Genomic DNA, 19,938 nt, shown 5'->3' with positions numbered 1-19,938 from the left:
CTTTATAGTTATTTGAATTTTTTAAATATTTATATAAAATTAACTTTAAAGATAGAGTATAATATTATTTTAGGAAAAGTTTTAATTTTTGTTCTAGCCCAGCTCTTATCCTTTGAAGTAAATGGGTGCTTGGATTTAATTATTTTTATTGAAATGGAGGGAATACGGTGACACAACTATTATGGAATACTCCACAAAAGCTTCGCGAACTATTGTGTGAGCTAGTGAGCTGGAATAGTATCACCTTAACTGACGGAGAAAGAGAATTTGCACCAAAATTATTAGAAAAAATTAGAGAAATAGAATATTTTAAAAATCATCCAAGTCAACTGCAAATGCATGATGCTGGTTTGGGGAGACAAGCGGTTACAGCTTTATATAAGCATCCAGAAGCGACTGAGACAGTAGTGCTTATCAGTCATTTTGATACAGTTCAAACGGAAGAGTATGGAACATTGGAGCCACTGGCATATTTCCCAGAGGAACTGACGAAAGTGCTAATGGAGAATCCAAGTGAACTGCCTGAGGGAGCACGAGCTGATTTAGAAACAGGTAAATATTTATTCGGCCGTGGGACTATGGATATGAAAATGGGTTTAGCCTTACATATGCAATTAATAGAAAAAGCAACTTTGGAAGAGTGGCCAATTAATTTAATTCTTACAAGTGTCCCAGACGAAGAGGTAAACTCTGCGGGAATGCGAGCCGCAGTAACTCAGCTAGTAAGGCTGCGAGAAGAATTTGGACTTAACTATAAACTGTTTTTAAATAGTGAGCCTTCCTTTTCTCAAAATCCTACTGACATAGACGAATATATATATTCAGGAACTATCGGTAAAATAATGCCTGCCGCATTGTTTTATGGTAAAGAAACACATGTAGGAGAGCCAATGAAGGGGATGACGGCAAACTATATTGCTTCTTTCTTAACGCAGCGTATGGAATTTAACCCTTTGTTTACAGAAAAGGATCTTGGTGAAAGTACGCCTCTACCTGTATCTTTGCAGCAAAAGGACTTGAAAATGTCTTATTCTACACAGACTCCTTACCGAGCGGTTGCTCTATATAATGTATTTTTATTTAAAAGAACAGCTAAAGAAATTATGGATTTGTTTGAACAGGTAGCTAATGAGGCAATGGAAGTGCTGAATGAAACTTATAAAAACATTTGCGAGCGTGAACATGTAAAAGGGGTAGGACAGGTCAAAGTCTTAAAATATGAAGAACTGCTTGCTTATGCAAATAAAAAGCTTGGAGAAGAAGAAGTACTTAGGTTAAAGCAAGAGGCTTTGCTAGATGAGGAATGGGATGACAGAGAAAAATCTCTTCGTATAGTCGATAGTTTGATGATTCAATGTCAGGAGCTGGCGCCAGCGACGGTTCTACTATTTGCACCACCTTATTATCCTGCAGTGAATACTTCTCATGATCCAATCATCAAAAATGCGGTTGAGCTAATGAAGAAATCAGCCAAATCCTTTGATAATACAGTAAAGCAAGTTCACTATTTTAATGGAATATGTGATTTAAGCTATGTAAATTATGAGGACGACAGAAATGGCTGGACCTCATTTGAAAGTAACACACCAGTATGGGGAGATACGTATAGCATTCCATTTACAGACATGGCAGAACTAAAAGGACCGGTATTAAATGTTGGTCCATTTGGTAAAGACGCTCATCAGAAAACAGAGAGATTACATATAGATAGTGCTTTTGTTGAAATGCCTGTAATGCTGGAAACACTCATCAAAAGTTTATACTGATTTATACTACAGAATATTGCTTGCTTCTTAAGAGTGTAGGGAAGGTCATTTTGACTTTTCTACACCTTTTTTATTGGTTCATGATTAGAATTAGCCATTCTGAAAATTTATTGACCGGGAAATAAATGAATTGTTACAGGTGCCAGGCACCTGTAACAATTTAATCACGAAAGGGCTTCTTCTGTCTCATGTATGTGATTTTTTAGATATTGAAGAACGCCGGTTGTAAATAATTCTACACCTACGGAAAGCATATCTTCGTCAATATCGAATTTTGGATGGTGATGACCGAAAGAGTTTTCTTTTCCTATGCCGATAAATGTAAATGATGCAGGGATTTCATGTGAATAATAAGCAAAGTCTTCTCCTCCGAGAATTGGATCTATATCGATTACTCTCTCAGCTCCAAATAAACGAGTTGATGTTTGTTTTATAGAAAGAGTAAGGTCTTTGTCATTCATTAACGGTGGATCACCATGAAGGTATTCTAACTCATATTTAGCTCCAAATGATTTACAAACGCCGTCAACGATTTCTTCAACTCGCTTATGGATTAATAGGGAGATGTCTTTGTTAAAGTAGCGAACAGTTCCAGATGCAAAAGCAGTGTCAGGAATAACATTGTAATTACTGCCAGCGCTTAATTCTCCAATACTGATAACGGCATGGTCTATTGCCTTAATACTGCGACTAACAATAGTATGAAGCTGAGTAATGATATGTGAAATGACAAGTGTCGGATCAATAGTAGTTTCTGGCATAGAGCCATGACCTCCACGTCCAAGGATTTTAATAGAGAAGCGATCAACTCCTGCCATTGTTGCTCCTTCTCTTACACCAATTATTCCTGTTGGAATTGGCTCCCACAAATGATAACCAAATATAGCATCTATATCTTGAAGTCCATTTGCTTCAACTATTTCTACCGCACCGCCAGGAACTTCTTCCTCAGCATGCTGAAATAAAAGATGGATTTTCCCATATATTTTATCTTTGTTCTCCACTAAAACTTTGGCGATTCCAAGCAAAATGGCCATATGCCCATCATGGCCGCAAGCGTGCATGATTCCACTATTGTCTGATGAAAATGATAGGCCGGTTTCCTCTAATATTGGAAGGGCATCCATGTCAGAGCGGATGGCGACAGTTTTCCCAGGATGAGCTCCCTCTATAACTCCAACTATATCCTTGCCGGTAATAGAATATGTGTAAATATTAAGTTCATTGAGTCTCTCCTCAATATAAATCTTCGTTTTTGTCTCGAAATGAGATAATTCAGGGTTTTTATGTAAATGTCTTCTTTGCTCAACAATCCATGAATTTAAAGAGGTACTAATTTTCATAAAAATTAACTTCCTTCCTTCAAATCTTTTTTAGTAAGTATACATTTTTCCTTTAAAAGTGGGAATAGGAATTACAGAATTATTGCAGGTGCCAGGCACCTGCAATAATTCTGTAATATAATTTGCCGATTAATACAAAAAGCTGCTCAGGCTTAATGAGCAGCTTTGTTGTTTATAGCTTGAATTTGTTAATGAGGTGTTGGAGTTCTTGCGCAACCTCATGGGTTTCTGCTGAACGATTGGATATCTCATCAATAGAAGCAGTTGTTTCTTCAGTCACTGCTGAGATGCTAGTAGTAACCTCTTCTATTTCACGCATAGATTCAGTCAGACTTTCAATAAGTGCCACTACTTGTTTAGAATTGTTTGCTTCTTTGGTTGTCATTTTGGATATAAGAGAAATTTCTTCAACTGTTTTAGAAACTGCTGTAGAGATGTCACGTAACGATTGAGAGGTTTGCTGAACTGTAGCATTTCCATTTTCGATTAGCTTTGTGCTTTCATTAGTGGAATTAACTACATGGCCAATGCTCTCAGTGATTTCACTTACAATTTTTTCAACCTGATTGACTTCTAGATTAGATTGTTCTGCAAGCTTACGAACTTCCTCTGCTACTACTGCAAAGCCTTTTCCGTGTTCTCCAGCACGAGCTGCTTCTATTGATGCATTTAGAGCCAATAGATTTGTTTGGGCTGCAATTCCAGCAATAGATCCGGTAATTTGCTGTATTTTATTAGTTGCTTCATTCAATTTTACAATTGTTTCTCCAGTTTCAATGGAGGAGCTGTGTATTTTCTCCATATCCCTGCTTGTTTCTGCAGCACGTTTAAGCCCTTCTTGAGCAGTTTGCATTGTGGACATGGAGTGTGTCGCACATTGGTCTGCAGTTCCTTTAGAATGTTGTAACCCTTCTGCTAGATTGTTTAAAATAGCGGAGGAGCTTTCTGCGGAAGCTGTTCCAGTAGAAATAGATGCAACGTTTTCACTCATATTATTGGCGATTTGGTGAATGGCTTCCTTCATTTCATTTAAAGAGAAGGAAGTCTCCTCGGAATTTCTCGTAAGTTGAGAGGAGGTATTTTGGACAGTGCCAATGATAGTGCGTAAATTTTCAGCTACTGTATTAAGCGTTATACTTAAATCGCCAATCTCATCCTTGCTAGTAAAATTCGTATCCTTAACAGACAGATTTCCTTTTGCAATCTCGCCAGCGTGAGCAATCAAAACCGATAAAGGTTTTGTCTTTCTTCTTATTAAAAATAAAGTCGCAAGAGAAGCTAAGATTAAAGGAATTATACTTACTAATAATCCCTTGCTTACTACGTCCCAAGTACGCTCCGATACGATGTCTGCATTGAAATCTATTACACTAATTGCAATTATTTCTTTCGTAGGATCGTGATCCTCAAAAATAGGTGCATATCCAGATAAGCGATTCATCCCTGCGTATTCGTAGCTTTCTGAATAAGTAGAGTGACCCATCGAGACAAGCATATTTATAGCTTCTTCGTCTATGTAAAATTGATCTCCTGCTTTAAAGCCGGCTTCTTTTAAATTATCATCTAAAGCTAATATTTTTCCATCTAAATCTAGTATATATTGCGTTTCAAATATATCTTTGTGTGCAGTTGTCCAATTTAGCTTTTCACCTATGCTGTTAACTGCAGCAGAGTCTCCGGATAGAATTTTTTGGACATCCTCTGGCGTCAGTAGGCCAGTAGTTATATTAGCGCACCCATATGCTTCAATACCAGCTGCTTTATATAGTTCCCCATAGGCAGTTTTATAGGTAGCGATAGAAGTGATAGTTAGCATGACAATCATTACTCCCACAATAATAGCCCCAAGATGGGTTGTAAGAGTATTCTTCCATTTCCATTTCACAATAGATATCTCCTATTCTATTTTTTTATTGATGAAAACTTATTAACCTTCTATTTATAACACGTTTTTACTAATAAAAGATAGAGGAAATGTACATATTACTTATAATACTTACATAATAATTAGGCATATTTACTTAAAAAGACATATTTATAATTAGGGAGAGAGTATTAGCATAATTTTTGCTTGTAATCTTTTTGTTACACAAATGTAAAAGCGCTAGTGTTTATTCCATGTTAGGATGGGTATAGATAAAATTTCAACGAGAAAGTAATAGAGAAATTTTTCAATACTTCTTTGGGGGAACATCAACTTTGAAATCTATGTTTAAAAAAATCATCACTATCTTTACTCTGACTCTAGTTTTAGCCATGGGAACATTTGCAGGAAATACAGAAGCTGCTAGCACTGTAGCGTCCAACAAAATAGTATCAAGTGCGAATAATTTAATAGGAATAAAATATCGATATGGTGGTACAACTAAAGCAGGATTTGATTGCTCAGGATTTATTGGATATGTATACAAAAGCAACGGAATCACTCTTCCTAGAACAGCTGCTGGAATGTATAGTAAAGGAACATCAGTAAAAAAAGCTAACTTAGCTGTTGGTGATCTAGTTTTCTTTAATACATCAGGTAAAGGTGTTTCACATGTTGGAATGTTCATCGGCAACGGAAAATTCATTCATGCTTCTACTTCAAAAGGAGTAAGAGTTGATAAAATAAACGATCCATATTATTGGGGCAAGAAGTACGTAGGTGCTAAAAAAGTAGCAAACGTACAAGTAGCGAAAAAATAATGAAATAAATAAAACCGTTTCGGCTAAAGCTGAAACGGTTTTTTGTGTGCATAAAGTCTAAGGTTAGTCTTTTAATAATAGGGCTAGTTGGAGTGCTATGGCATCCTGAAAGTTATTAGGATTATAGCCTGTCAAATGGGCTATTTTGTTTAATCGATAGGTAAGTGTATGGCGATGAATTCCTAGGTCTTCCGCGCAAATACCTAGTTGCAGATTGCTTTCGAAATATTTTTGTAAAGTTAGCTGTAACTTCGAGTCAAGGTGTTGAAGTAGTCTTTCTGTATACGTTTGAATCTCAAAGGCTTCCTTACTTTTGAAAAGAGAATATATTTCTACTTCCTCAAAGGAAACGATTGGTTTATTAGGATTACCATACTGATGAGCAAGCTTAGCAGTATGGTATGCATAATGAACCTGTTCTAGGTTGGCAACTTCTCTTCCCAAACCTAAAGAAATAGAATAATATTTAGTCAATTTATCAGCTAGTAAAGAAACCTTACGGGAAAACGTTTCTTGATCTAACCCAGATATTAAAATAAAATGCTCACTCGCCTGATAATGTCCTACTAAAATGGAGTCAGTTTCTAAATAAAACTCTATCTCCTCTATAATATTTTGATAGGAGGAAGACTCAGGATCAACCTCAAGCATCATAGCATAAAATGGAGCTTTATTTTGAAAGCCAATTTTATTTAGTCGTTCCTGTAAATACTTCTGGATAGGCTGTCCACTCATCAATTCTTCAAATACCAATTCTTGAATTTTCCGCTTCCACTCTCTTTCTGAAACGATTAAGGCTTGATGAACCATCATTTCTGTTGTGAGTTGAACGAGTTTTGAGATTTCTTCAATCTCTTGTGGCTCTCCAGTGACTCCCATGACTCCAACTAAATCCTCCTGAAAAAATATAGGCAAATTAATGCCTGGCTTTGTTCTAGGAAAAAGGTGATTATTATCTTTTGTAATCCATAGAGGAGACTTAGTTCGGGCTACTTCAATTGCTCCTTCATGAATTCGGTTAACTCTCATCTTGTCTCCAGAGGCAAGAATGACTCCATTAGTTTGCATGATATTAATGTTTCGGTGAAGACGAAGCATAGTCTGTTGGACAATTTGCTCGGCTAATTGTTTGGTTATCAAAGGATTCACCTCAATGTATAAAAAAACTTCTGTTATAATACAGATAATTTATACTTTAAGTATAATGCAATGACTTTTCCTTTGCACTATAATTTTTGTAAGCGCTTCACTTTGAAGGAGGAGATCTTATTAAAATTGTTGTTAGCCCTGATTCTTACAAGGGTTCCTTGTCTGCAACTGAAGTTGCAAGAGCCATTGTAGAAACTATTAATCAGATTAACCCAACTGTTGAAACTGTATTACTCCCTGTAGCAGATGGTGGAGAGGGGACATTAGAACCTCTTATTTTTGCAACTAAGGGACGTTTTGTGAATGCTACTGTAAGCGACCCGTTAGGAAGACCTATACAGGCATTGTATGGCGTTTTAGGAGATGAAGAAACCTGTGTCATAGAAATGGCAAGAGCTTCAGGTCTTACTCTTTTAACTGAACAGGAAAAAAATCCGCTAGAGACATCTACCTATGGAACTGGCGAGCTTATTCGTCATGCTCTCGATCAAGGATTTAGAAAATTCATCATTGGGATAGGTGGAAGTGCAACCAATGATGGCGGGGTAGGAATGCTTCGTGCATTAGGGATGAGATTTAAGAATAAAGTAAAAGAGATAATCCCTGATGGAGGGGGCTATCTTGGGGACATAGAAGAAATTGATATTAGTGGATTGGACGAAAGATTGCAAGGTTCCCAGTTTATATTGGCTTGTGATGTAGACAATCCTTTGATAGGTGCTAATGGAGCAACTGCTGTCTTTGGTCCCCAAAAAGGCGTGACCCCTGATATAATCAGTCATTTGGATGCGAATTTACATGTTCTGGCAGACAAAATTGCTGAAGTAACAGGTATTCATGTGCATCATACACCTGGTGCTGGTGCAGCTGGAGGACTTGGAGGTGCATTTCTTGCATTTTTTCCTGTCCATTTGAAACCTGGTATTGAGGTGGTTATGGAAGCCATTCATTTTGAAAATCAAATAGAGGGTGCTGATTTTATTATTACAGGTGAAGGAAAAACAGATCAACAAACTCTATCTGGAAAAGCACCAATGGGTATTGCTAAAGCTGCAAATAAAAGAGGAATTCCCGTTATATTAGTCTCAGGCTTCATAGAGGATGAAGATAAAGGTGAACTGTCATCCTACTTTTATAAGCTTGTGAGTATAGTAGACGATTCCGTAAGTGTAGATGAATCTATGGAAAATCCGGTTCATCATTTGAAGGCAAAAACGAAGGAAATAATGCAAGCTATCCTAAAGAAAGAGGTGTAGGAAGATGTTGTTTTTAGTTATATTGTTAGGGGTAATTTTTGTTGTTGTTGCTACAGCCATTTTTAAGCTCCACCCTTTTTTAGCTTTATTAATCAGTGCTTTCTTTGTAGGAATTGCCTCTGGTATGCCATTGCTAACAGTGGTAGAGAACGTAAACAGTGGTTTTGGCGGGTTGATGACAAGTATTGGTATTGTAATTGTTGCGGGAACAATTATTGGAGTTATCCTAGAAAAGTCTGGTGCAGCATATCGGATGGCAGAGGTTGTCCTTCGTATTTTAGGTGAAAAACGACCACAGCTCGCTATGTCAATCATAGGCTTTATTGTTTCAATTCCTGTATTTTGTGATTCTGGTTTTATTATTCTATCAAGCTTAAAAAAATCATTAGCAAAACGTGCTAAGGTCAAGGTAGCTTCAATGGCAGTCGCTTTATCTACAGGTCTTTATGCGACTCATACATTAGTTCCTCCTACACCCGGTCCTATCGCTGCGGCAGGTAACATTGGGGCAACAGATTATTTAGGTACGATTATTTTGGTTGGTTTGTTTGTTGCAATTCCAGCTACTATTGTTGGGTACTTATGGGCTGTGAAGGTAGGTACAAAAATTGATGTACCTGCTGACCATGAAGAGGCGCTAGATTATGAAGAGGTTATTAAGTCTTTTGGGAAAATGCCTTCTACATTTAAATCTTTCTTGCCAATCGTCTTGCCTATATTATTAATAGGGATCGGGTCAGTAGCTGCATTAGTTGGGGATGAGTCAGGATGGACGAATTTCCTTAGATTCCTAGGTTCACCGACAGTAGCTCTGTTGTTTGGTGTGTTTACATCTTTTCTATTGTTACCAGAAATTAGCGAAAAAACGTTGTCGGGCTGGATCGGCGAAAGTTTAAAAGAGGCAGCACCGATTCTATTAATCACAGGAGCTGGTGGAGCATTTGGTACTGTTATTAAAAACTCGGGGGTAGCAGAATTACTGCAAGAAATGGATTTAGGAGTTCTGGCAAATGGAGCATTATTCCTGTTAGTACCATTCCTAATTGCGGCAGCTTTGAAAACTGCTCAAGGCTCCTCTACAGCGGCGCTTGTTATTACATCATCTTTAGTAGCCCCAATGCTTCCAACTTTAGGAATAGAGGGAGCATTGCCACTTGCATTAGTCGTAATGGCAGTAGGAGCAGGTGCAATGACAGTCAGTCATGTCAATGATAGCTATTTCTGGGTAGTGACACAATTTAGCGGTATGAAAGTTACAGATGCTTACAAGGCTCAAACAATGGCGACACTACTGCAAGGTATTACCACTATCATCGTCACAGCAATTCTTTGGTTCATATTTGTGTAAGTCATTTAAGAGGTTGATATGCTGACTATTATGTTACAGGTGCCTGGCACCTGTAACATAATACACCCTGTAAAATAAAAAATTGCAAAGTAAAAACCCCATTTAGACACTGCTTGCCAGTGCTTAGATGGGGTTTTGAGATTTACTTGAAGTTCATCATGTCGTCGCGATAGTTTTGTTTTAAGTCAGATTCAAGGAAATTCATGTAACGAACGAGCAATTGTGAAGCTTTTCCTCGAGTAAGAACTTCGTTAGGGTTAATACGATTCTTTTTATCAGGATCGATTAATCCTAATTCACTTGCTACATAGATACTATCTTTTGCAGCTTTCGGTATTTTGTTATCATCGATAAATTTCGTTGTATAGCCAGGAGTTGGAGCGCGTCCTTCCAAACCAAGAGAGCGTACAATAATAGTTACTGCTTCAGCTCTAGTGATGGATTTATTTGCACCAAAAATGTCAGCGTTCACCGGACTCACAATTTCTTTATTCAAAGCACTTTCGATATAGACGTAGTTGGGATCTTTAACATCTAAATCTGTAAAGAGCGCTTTTTTTACATTTTTCTTATTCTTTGGTTTTTCTTCTAGAACACGTAAGTCTACTGCTTTTGCTACTGCCACAGTAAAGAGATCCTTTTTCATTGCTGCGTCAGGAGAGAAAAAGTTACTTGATTCATCGAAAATACCTAAAGAATAAAGTTTCTCTATATTTGGTTTGGACCAATGTTTTTCGATATCTCGGAATTTAGGGACAATCAATCTTTCCACGGTAGGGGTGTTCTCATTATTTAATGAAACAGTACCTGTTGTGTTGCTACTCTTAAGAGAAATTTCATAATCATACTCTGCAACCGTACTAGAGTTACTAATGACAGAATGTCCTCCAGTAAAACTTGATAAGAAAGGGAGATTAGGTTCATATTCTAAAATTTTTGATTTATTGTCAGAAACCTTGCTGGTAACAAATATTGTTCCTTCAGGACTTTCAATTTCATGGTCAATAAGTTGAGTATCCGTTGATCCCCAAAAGTTTTTATATCCTAAATCATGACCATTAATATTTACAGTTATAAGATCATTAGTTGCTACTTTTACATTTTTTTTATTGCGTTTATATATTTTATTGGCAATAATCGTACCTGAATAGTAATCAATTGCAGGTCGGTTATCAATCACAGATCCTTTAGAAAACTTATAATGATCCAAGGTATAAGTGGTTTTATCTGCCATTGTAATTTTTTCAGTGTAACTTTTTACAGTAGTACTAGAAGTAGTTTGTCCTTTTGATACATGATTTTTTAACTGAGATACATACACTATATTTCTTGTTAGTTTATGGGTTACACCTAAGTCGTTACTTGTTAAGTTAAATTTATAGGTTGTAGTAACTTGATTTTTATTTTCTTTTTCGGTAACAGTTGCAGTTCCTGAGAATTTAAGAGGTTTTCCAGTTAGAAAGACATATTCTTCATAGGAATATTCACCTAAAACGCCACCGTTAAAATCTAGAAGCTTTGCACTCGCTCCATTTACGCCTAAAATTAGTATAAAAAATATAGCCATTAAGGGAATAATTGTCTTTTTCATTAATTGATTTTTCATTTTAATTTCATTTACCTCTTTCTGTATGTAATGGAGGGTATGAAACTTCATACCCTCCAAGTTGTTAGTCTACTAAAATAATTTTTGCCTGGTAATAGCTGCTGTGGATCATATAAAGTCGATCATTTCTTTTAATATCCTCTGCTTTTATCACTTTTCCTTCTTTTATGAACATAGTGTTAGTGAAATCTATATAGTTCCGCTGAGAGGCAGCAAGCCAATCGCCGTATAGCCATTCACTTACATCTTTTAGACTAAGCCGGTGGTCCCAATTATTAAAGTTGTATAAATTATTTAATCTACCAATGGAAACGGATGTGTCCGGTGTAGTATAACCAACTATTTTAGCCGCAACAATATGGTTATCCTTCACGTAGAAGTAAGCATTTTTCCCCGTACTATAAGTAAAATCTTTTGTAGAGGTATTAGAATCCTCCGTTACTACTGTATCATTGCTGAAGCTGAAGTTAGCGTTCCCTGTTGAGTACCAATAATTATTAGAAAGCATTTGAGTATTATTTAATGAAAGATGATATTGATTCGTATAACTAATTTGTCCAAAATACAATTGATGATCAGCTAAGTTAGCGCTTTGGAAACCGTCGTTTGTTATATGGATGACATTAGCATATTGATTAGAAGAAGCTCCATTGGAAATGACAAAAGCTTTTCCACTAGGCTGAAGTGCAATAGGATCCACTAATCGGCCATTTCTAATAATAATTGTTCCACTATGATATGGAATGTTTCCAGAAGCGGATAATTTTATTGTCTTGTTTTTCGTATCTACTGCATTCAAATTCTCGTGAAGTGTTCGCTCATTTGTCTTTTTAATAATCATTTTTTGGATTACTTCTTTTCCAGATTGCTTCACTGTCACATAGTAAATCTCGTTGTTTCGATAATTACGTAGTTGGCTTTTATCAATTTTTTTAGTACCAAGAAAGATTGGTGTCTTATCTGTAAAACTCTTTGAATTTATAGCATTGCCGTTAGTGTTGCTCCAAGTCCAATTAATAAATGCTTTCTCATCTTTAATGACTAGCTTATTTTGTTTGGAGTCAATTTGTTGAATGACACCTTTATATATATTTTCTACCTTGACACCATCTTTAGTAATTTCAATGGAGGATAAAATAGAATTGTCATATTCGGATGTTTGGAGTTTCACTCGATCTCCGACATATAAAATACTTAAATCTACTATTTTATTGTCTTTAAATAATTCTGTTTCAGAATCTAAATAGAACCTGGTTGATTTTTTGTCTTTTAAATTTATTGAGATAAATTTTCCGCTTTTGTCTATTTCGTTTATAGTACCTGTAAGACTTTGACCAATGGCTTCAAAGTCACTCTTGTCAGGTGAATCTTGCTCAATTTGAACTAGACCGTTCAGTTCTATTATTTTGTTTCCCTGAAGCTCTGCTTCGACCCATACACCTTCCTTAAAGGCGCCAATAGAGGTAGGGGTTGAGTCCATGTATAGAGGGGTATATTTGTCTATACTTAACGTTATTTCTTTCCCGTTTTGATTCATTAAAATTATGTGAGTCAATTTTTTCTCTGTTGTATTGTCAGCTAGTATGACCTCTTCATAAATTGTTTTGACGAACACGCCGCTTACCATCGATGATGCTTTAGCAGGAGTGGACGAAAAAATGGTGCTTATTAAAAGTAATAAGCTTAATATGTATAAAGTATTTCTAAACACATATTTACCTCCTATCTTTTGGTATTTTCATATACTTTATCTATCGGATTAAAGAAGGGGATATTTAGACAGCAAAGCTTCAATTTAATTAATCATAGGAGGAAAATAAATATTTCTAAAAAATCCACAAAATGTTTTGAAAATTTTATAAAAAGGTATTTTCAAATTTAATAAAAGGAGTATAATTGCATATAATATATTGCACATCTATAAAAGTCGCAATTTACAAAATATTTAATCGATTGGGGAAATACGTCATGAATAGTGTAAAAATTAGAATCACTGAAAATGAAATGAAGAACGAAAAAACGCCAGCTAGTCAACTTGCCTTTGGTACGAAATTTACAGATCATATGTTTATTGCGGACTATACGGCAGGAAGTGGATGGCATGATCACCGTATTGTCCCTTATCAACCGCTTACGTTAGATCCTTCAGCTACGATCTTACATTATGGGCAAACTGTATTTGAAGGAATGAAGGCATATTTATCGGAGGATGGAGTAGTCAGACTGTTTCGCCCCGAACAAAATATGAAACGAATGAATAGTTCATGTGACAGATTGAGCATGCCTCAAATAGATGAAGATTTTGCTTTGGAAGCATTAAAAGAATTGCTAGAGATTGATAAGGAGTGGATTCCAACTGAGCCAGGAACCTCTCTATATATTCGACCATTCATGATTGCAACGGAGGCTCATTTGGGTGTTTCCGCTTCTAAAACGTACAGCTTTATGATCATTATGTCGCCAGTCGGTTCTTATTATAAAGAAGGTATTCATCCTGTTAAGATATTGGTAGAAAGTGAATATGTTCGTGCTGTTGCAGGTGGAACAGGAATGGCTAAAACAGCTGGAAACTATGCATCAAGCTTAAAAGCGCAGGAAGTGGCTGACAGAGAGGGCTATTCACAAGTTCTATGGTTAGACGGAATTGAACGTAAGTATATTGAAGAAGTAGGAAGCATGAATGTGTTCTTTAAAATAGATGGAGAGGTTGTTACTCCATCATTGAATGGTTCTATTTTAGATGGTATTACTAGAAAATCCATTATTGAATTATTAAAATATTGGGGAGTGCCAGTAACAGAACGTAAGGTGTCTATGGAGGAAATACGCGAAGCTTATTTAGACGGTAAGCTAGATGAGGCATTTGGTACCGGGACTGCAGCAGTTATTTCTCCTATTGGTGAGTTACGTTGGAAGGGCGAATTATTCTATGTGAATAATGGAGAAACTGGCGAGATATCTAAGAAACTATATGATACTTTGACAGGTATACAACATGGCACTATTGAAGATCCATTTGGATGGGTCGTTGAACTAAAGCAGTAATAAGTATCGCTCCTAAAATTAGGAGCGATTTTTTTATGGCTCTCTTAAGTTTGAATTATATCAATTAAAATTCATCTCGTAACTAAAATGCAAGTCCTGTCTAGTACGAAAGTTTTCACAATAAGCTACATAGTTTTCTTCTTTGATTTCTGGATATTTTGCTATCAAAGAGGGGAGTAGTTCGGTGTTTACAAAAGGATAGTCACTTTTCTTATTGTAAAAGTAAAAGGCAAAGGAGCTATAAGGATAATATTCCATTCTACTAGCCATAGCTTTAGAAGTTGTAAGTGGGTTTTGGTGAATATAACTACTAACATTTAATAATCCAATGGGATCAGAAACCATACTGGAAAAAAATCTTGTTTCGTAAAGTTGTCCAAAGTAATTATATTTTCGTTTAAAGTATTCAGAGTAGGTCTTGTTAATGGATAACATCACATCCGAAAGTGGTGTTTCAGGGGAGCGTATTAAAAGGTGATAATGATTGTTCATAATGCAATAAGCAACAATAGTAAATTTTGATTTTTTATATGTACGTTGTAAAGCTCTAAAAAAGAGAGATACATCGCCCTCATTTAAGAAGATATTCTGACGATTATTCCCTCTCATTGTCACATGATAATAAAGCTCAGGCTGCCAAATTCTCCTTATTCTACCCATTACATTTCCCTCCATCTGTCCTTTTAAACTAACATACTATAAAGCTCTCAGTTCTTCAATGACTTAAATTATGCAATATTCATAATAATTTGATTTTTGTTGTAAAAAGTCGTTTGAATTCCTATTTTGTCGCTAAATTATAGCCTAAAATATTATAAAGTAGCTTTATTACGAGAGTATTACTGGTGCCAGGCACCAGTAATACTCTCGTAATGTTTGTTTTGGTTGCTTAAATAGGTTGTAGTAGATTGTGTTAAAATAGGTATAAAGAGGAGGGGTGCGTATGAAAGAGAATGTATTAATTATAGAAGATGAGGAAAATATTGCGCGTGTTCTTCAGTTGGAGCTGGAATTCGAGGGTTATTCTGTAGAGATTGCTTATACAGGTACAGATGGCCTTATAAAATATAGAGAGCAAGCATGGGATCTTGTGTTGCTAGATTTGATGTTACCTGGCTTAAATGGGCTAGATGTTTTAAGACGCATAAGAGCGACTGAGGCTAATACTCCAGTTATTTTGTTGACAGCAAAGAGCGGCCTAGAAGACAAAGTAAAGGGTTTGGATTTAGGAGCGAATGATTATGTGACGAAACCTTTTGAAATTGAAGAATTACTTGCGCGAGTGCGCTCTGCCATTCGCTTCAACAAGTCCTCTCTCCCTATACCCGTTAAGCAGGAGAATGTTCATGTCTTTCATTCTATCGTTTTAAACGAGCAAACTAGAGAGATTACTAATGAAGGGGATCAGGTAAATCTGACTCCGCGCGAATATGATTTGTTGCTGTATCTAATGAAGCATCCTAACCAAGTGTTAACAAGGGAACAACTGTTGGATGCGGTATGGGGATTTGATTATTATGGTGATACGAATATAGTGGATGTTTACATAAGATATGTGAGAAAAAAATTAGAGGAAAACGATCGCCTCTCTTACATTCATACGGTAAGAGGCGTTGGATATGTTTTAAAGGAGCTGAGAAATGAAGCTTAAAGTTAAGATTCATTTATTCTCAACTTTTTTGACGTTAATTATTTTAGGCTTAATGAATGTAGGAATCTATTTTATATATGAACAAATGGCATTCGACACTGAATACAATCAATTGAATAGTGACGTGGACGAGCTAGTCTCAGCTCTCAGTAAGATGGGAGTAGATGATGACCCGGCTACAATTCTGAGAGCTTTTATTCCACCAAATGGGGGTATTAGGGTTTTCAATAGTGAAAAAACCCCCATTGTATTTGTAGAATCTATCGAAGAGATGAATGAATATTTTCCAGAATTACAAGAGGGAGAACGATATACCTCAGGTTATTTTCATGGTGTTCCGGTTCTTACGATTATAAAGCCGGTAATTTGGGCGAATGGTGAAGTAGTCGAAGTACAAACTATGAAACAGCTTATTGAAGTGGATAAAAACTTGGACTTTCTACGATGGACTTTAATCAGTGTGACATTAATAGGGATGCTGCTTATGACTATTTCAAGTGTCGCTTTGGGAAACATCATTACGAAGCCTATTAACAAATTGATCAATACGATGTCTCAAAGTAGACTATCAGGAAAATATCAAAAAATAGAGTTAAGTAAAAACCGTAAAGATGAAATGACACAGATGGGCATTGCCTTTAATGAAATGATGGAGCAGTTAGAGGAAAACTACAACAAGCAGGAGCAATTTGTGTCTGATGCCTCTCATGAATTAAAAACGCCTCTAACTGTCATAGAGAGTTATGCGAAGCTATTGTCTCGACATGGCTTTAAGAATAAAGCGATAGCTGAGGAATCAGTGAATGCGATTATTAATGAAACGGCCAGAATGAAAGAGATGATTACTCAAATGCTTGTATTAGCCAAGGGGAATGGTCAGCAAACACAAAAAACAGAAACAATTGATTTATACGAACTTGTTGAAAGCACTCTACAATCTATGCGTACAGCTTATAATCGAAACTTTATCCTAAAAGGTGAGGGACCAATTTATGTAAACACAGATATGGAGCAGCTAACGCAACTTCTTTTTATTATTCTGGATAACGCTAGAAAATATAGTGAAAAGGAAATAAAAACAACAATATCAGAGGATGAGGAAAATACAGTGGTTGCGATTCTGGACTACGGTAATGGAATTCCTAAAAAAGATATTAATTATATTTTTGATCGTTTTTACCGAGTGGATGAGGCTAGAAATAGGAAAACTGGGGGAACGGGTCTGGGACTATCTATTGCTAAAGAGATAGCAAATCGACTATCTATAAAATTGGAAATAGATAGCACAGTTGGATTTGGTACTACAATTTATATTTTTATTCCAAAATCTCCAATTCTCATCAATTTTTAATGTTTGTCTTTTAAAATAGAATTGGGGGGAGGGAAAGCATGAATGAAATTTACTAAAATCAAAAAGTACTCATTGATTTTTGTATCAGTGACAGTTATTGTGGGCACTGGGTTCTTGTTGAATGTCACCCAATCGAACAGAAATTCTATATCAGAAAGTGAAGTTCGTTCCCAGCTAGAGCAATTATATGGTGCAGAGGTAACAGATATAACATTAAAAGAAGATGTGTATAAAGCACTTATTATGAAAAGCGGGACAGTTTATTTAGTTGAGATTAACCCTGAAAACGGTGACGTGTATTCATTGGAGCAAACTACTGAATATATGATTGAGGATTCAGCTTATTATGCAGGTAAAACACAAAGTGCTACATTTGACGATACTTTTGAAGTAATGGAATACCCATTGACTAGCAATATTCGACAAATAGAAAACAATAATAATATTGTGGTAGAAATGAGTCCAATCACGCAAATTGAAATAAAAGAAAACAATAAAAACTCTATAAATAAAGTAGAAACTGCCCAAGCAACTGAGATTAAGTTAATCAAGTCTAGTATTTCTGCAACTTCTAAGATTGAGGAAAAGACTAACGATACTAAAGTTGATAAGCCGATAACAGAAGTGATTAAAAATGCAATAAAGGATGCCTTGAAAACTGAAAATACTAAAGTAGAGGAAGTTAAAAAAGACACCGTCAAAGAAAACGTTGCAAAAGCGGATGACACAAAAACAGAAGTAAAAACAGACTCTACTAAAATCGATGGTATCAAAACAGATTCATCAAAATCAGAACCTGTAAAAAATGAAGTTTCTAAGACTGAAACTTCGAAGACAGAGAGTAATAAAACGGAGTCTGGTAAAGTGGAATCCGTTAAAACTGAGACTAGTAAAACAGAAACGACCAAAGCAGAAGAGGCAAAAAAAGAGGAAGTAAAAAAAGAAGAGGATGACTCTAAATCTTCCACTACAAGCACTACTCAAAGTGAGTCTAAAAAGCCTGAAGAACTAAAACCAGAGAAGCCAGCTACTGTTTTGATCACAGCTGAGCAAGCAACAAAAATAGCACAGCAACAACATAAGGGTACAGTTGAAAGTAATTCCTTTATAAAAACAAACGAAGGCGGTTACTATTTAATAGTAATGCAAACAGCGTCTACAGATGGTGAGTCAAAGGATAGTAAGGATAAGAAAACGAAAGCAACGATTCAGGTGCATGCGATTTCTGGAAAAATTCTTTCTGTGACATGGGAGTAATTAATTCTCATCAATTTCTAATAAAACTCTCTGTGTATTCTCATTTAGTTCCTATATGATGAACTTATAGCAAAATTAATATAAGTTGTTGAACAAGTTTTGAAGGAGCTTTTTCACCAACTAAGCATAATAGGGGATACTTTTTACACACGAGCGATAAAACGATGTGGAAGTAACGAAGGTAAAAAATTACGGCGATTTAAATATACCCTTGAGCGATAACAAGGAAAAACATCTCATTCTACCATCCCCGTAGAATGAGATGTTTTTATTATGTCTAAAGATAATTGCCTAGAGAGTATACAATTTGTATGATCGGACCTCTATTTGATTTCGCTTTTATTCCTAGTTTAAAATAAATGGACAATATAGGAGCAATATGGAAAAATTGTTTTGAATAAATAATCTAAATAAAAGTACTGAATAATTTTAGCTTACAATATTAATAGAGGTGAAAGACAAATGTATGACGTAGTAGCATTAGGTGAAATATTAATCGACTTCACTCCTTATGGTAAATCCGAAAATGGGAATATTTTATTTGAAAGAAATCCGGGCGGAGCACCAGCAAATGTACTAGTTATGCTGAGTAAGCTTGGATTAACAACGTCCTTCATCAGTAAAGTAGGTGCAGACGAATTCGGAAAATTTCTAAAGGAAACTTTAGATTCCTATAAAGTAGATACAACTGGACTAGCTATAACTGACGAAGTGAACACCACTTTGGCTTTTGTTCATCTGCAGCCTAATGGAGATCGCTCTTTCAGTTTTTATCGAAAACCAGGTGCAGATATTACTTTGGAGGAAAAAGAAGTGAACTACAAATTAATAGACAGAGCCAAATTATTTCATTTTGGTTCTGTTTCAATGACTAATGAACCTGCAAGGCAAGCCACTCTTAGTGCAATTCAATATGCTAAAGATAAAGGATTACTTATTTCTTATGACCCCAATTTACGTGAAAACCTGTGGGAGGATTTGAAAGAAGCGAAGAAAATAATCTCCGATAGCTTATACTTTGCGGATATATTAAAAGTATCTGAAGAAGAGCTTCTTTTTTTAACCGATTCATCTGACTATAAAGAGGGAACAGAAACATTATATAGAAACTACGGAATCTCATTAATTTTTGTAACTCTTGGAGAAAATGGATGCTTTTTTAGATATAAGGATAAAACTGAAATTATTCCACCTTATGTAGTGAGAGCTATTGATACAACCGGATCCGGTGATGCATTCTTCGGAGCATTGTTATACAAAATTTTAGAGAAATCTCCTATTGAAGAAATGAATATAGAAGGTCTAAAATCTAGTGTGCTCTTTGCAAATGCTGCAGGAGCATTAGCTGCTACTAAGAGAGGTGGCATACCTGCTCTTCCAGATTTAAAGGATATTACTCAGTTCCAAGAGGCAAACCATAAAATATAATTAAGAAATAAAATATTTTTGAATTATCTTCATGCTATTAACGAAAAAAACTG

Annotated in this window: 15 protein-coding genes; 9 read left to right on the top strand and 6 right to left on the bottom strand. The window is 35.8% G+C overall.

Annotation, left to right across the window (positions count from 1 at the left end):
* Window positions 1-167 precede the first annotated feature (167 nt).
* A complete protein-coding gene (locus H9650_RS03245) occupies window positions 168-1,766 on the top strand; it encodes a M20/M25/M40 family metallo-hydrolase (protein ID WP_191696548.1) in 1,599 nt (532 codons plus the stop codon).
* A 164-nt stretch (window positions 1,767-1,930) separates the two neighbouring features.
* Here H9650_RS03245 and H9650_RS03240 read toward each other — a convergent pair whose 3' ends face one another.
* On the bottom strand, window positions 1,931-3,109 hold the full coding sequence (locus tag H9650_RS03240; protein ID WP_191696547.1) for a M20 metallopeptidase family protein: 1,179 nt from the start codon (window positions 3,107-3,109) through the stop codon (window positions 1,931-1,933).
* A gap of 172 nt (window positions 3,110-3,281) precedes the next feature.
* Window positions 3,282-4,994, bottom strand: coding sequence for a methyl-accepting chemotaxis protein (locus H9650_RS03235; RefSeq protein WP_318245379.1), 1,713 nt, complete (start codon window positions 4,992-4,994; stop codon window positions 3,282-3,284).
* Window positions 4,995-5,317: 323 nt separating this feature from the next.
* Here H9650_RS03235 and H9650_RS03230 point away from each other — a divergent pair, with 323 nt between their 5' ends.
* A complete protein-coding gene (locus H9650_RS03230; RefSeq protein ID WP_191696697.1) occupies window positions 5,318-5,794 on the top strand; it encodes a C40 family peptidase in 477 nt (158 codons plus the stop codon).
* 63 nt (window positions 5,795-5,857) lie between these two features.
* Here H9650_RS03230 and H9650_RS03225 read toward each other — a convergent pair whose 3' ends face one another.
* On the bottom strand, window positions 5,858-6,934 hold the full coding sequence (locus H9650_RS03225) for a CdaR family transcriptional regulator (RefSeq protein ID WP_191696546.1): 1,077 nt from the start codon (window positions 6,932-6,934) through the stop codon (window positions 5,858-5,860).
* A gap of 128 nt (window positions 6,935-7,062) precedes the next feature.
* Here H9650_RS03225 and H9650_RS03220 point away from each other — a divergent pair, with 128 nt between their 5' ends.
* Both H9650_RS03220 and H9650_RS03215 read left to right on the top strand, forming a co-directional pair.
* Window positions 7,063-8,199, top strand: a complete 1,137-nt coding sequence (locus H9650_RS03220; protein ID WP_191696696.1) for a glycerate kinase — start codon at window positions 7,063-7,065, stop codon at window positions 8,197-8,199.
* Window positions 8,200-8,203: 4 nt separating this feature from the next.
* The gene (locus H9650_RS03215; protein ID WP_191696545.1) at window positions 8,204-9,547 is read left to right on the top strand and encodes a GntP family permease; all 1,344 of its coding nucleotides are present in this window, start codon (window positions 8,204-8,206) and stop codon (window positions 9,545-9,547) included.
* A gap of 142 nt (window positions 9,548-9,689) precedes the next feature.
* Here H9650_RS03215 and H9650_RS03210 read toward each other — a convergent pair whose 3' ends face one another.
* On the bottom strand, window positions 9,690-11,153 hold the full coding sequence (locus H9650_RS03210) for an S-layer homology domain-containing protein (RefSeq protein WP_225215870.1): 1,464 nt from the start codon (window positions 11,151-11,153) through the stop codon (window positions 9,690-9,692).
* Window positions 11,154-11,217: 64 nt separating this feature from the next.
* Window positions 11,218-12,864: a hypothetical protein gene (locus H9650_RS03205; protein ID WP_191696544.1), complete on the bottom strand. Its 1,647-nt coding sequence runs from the start codon at window positions 12,862-12,864 to the stop codon at window positions 11,218-11,220.
* A gap of 257 nt (window positions 12,865-13,121) precedes the next feature.
* Here H9650_RS03205 and H9650_RS03200 point away from each other — a divergent pair, with 257 nt between their 5' ends.
* Complete coding sequence (locus tag H9650_RS03200; protein ID WP_191696543.1) at window positions 13,122-14,198, top strand: branched-chain amino acid aminotransferase; 1,077 nt, start codon at window positions 13,122-13,124, stop codon at window positions 14,196-14,198.
* A gap of 60 nt (window positions 14,199-14,258) precedes the next feature.
* Here H9650_RS03200 and H9650_RS03195 read toward each other — a convergent pair whose 3' ends face one another.
* Window positions 14,259-14,858: a transposase gene (locus H9650_RS03195; RefSeq protein ID WP_191696542.1), complete on the bottom strand. Its 600-nt coding sequence runs from the start codon at window positions 14,856-14,858 to the stop codon at window positions 14,259-14,261.
* Window positions 14,859-15,141: 283 nt separating this feature from the next.
* On the opposite strand from H9650_RS03195, the gene H9650_RS03190 reads away from it, so the two are divergent.
* The 4 genes from H9650_RS03190 to H9650_RS03175 all read left to right on the top strand — a co-directional run bounded on the left by H9650_RS03190 (window position 15,142) and on the right by H9650_RS03175 (window position 19,885).
* Complete coding sequence (locus tag H9650_RS03190) at window positions 15,142-15,849, top strand: response regulator transcription factor (protein ID WP_151111000.1); 708 nt, start codon at window positions 15,142-15,144, stop codon at window positions 15,847-15,849.
* Window positions 15,839-17,200 (top strand): sensor histidine kinase, encoded by a 1,362-nt coding sequence (locus H9650_RS03185; RefSeq protein ID WP_151110998.1) that lies wholly within the window; start codon window positions 15,839-15,841, stop codon window positions 17,198-17,200. Before H9650_RS03190 ends, H9650_RS03185 begins: the two co-directional genes overlap by 11 nt.
* Before the next feature lie 42 nt (window positions 17,201-17,242).
* Window positions 17,243-18,457 (top strand): PepSY domain-containing protein, encoded by a 1,215-nt coding sequence (locus H9650_RS03180; protein WP_151110996.1) that lies wholly within the window; start codon window positions 17,243-17,245, stop codon window positions 18,455-18,457.
* A gap of 462 nt (window positions 18,458-18,919) precedes the next feature.
* Window positions 18,920-19,885 (top strand): carbohydrate kinase family protein, encoded by a 966-nt coding sequence (locus H9650_RS03175; RefSeq protein ID WP_191696541.1) that lies wholly within the window; start codon window positions 18,920-18,922, stop codon window positions 19,883-19,885.
* Window positions 19,886-19,938 lie beyond the last annotated feature (53 nt).

Origin of the sequence: Psychrobacillus faecigallinarum (assembly GCF_014836595.1) — a bacterium.
Classification (GTDB): Bacteria; Bacillota; Bacilli; order Bacillales_A; family Planococcaceae; genus Psychrobacillus; species Psychrobacillus faecigallinarum.
Note: the sequence above shows the minus strand (reverse complement) of the source record. Positions and strands in the feature narration are given on the sequence as shown.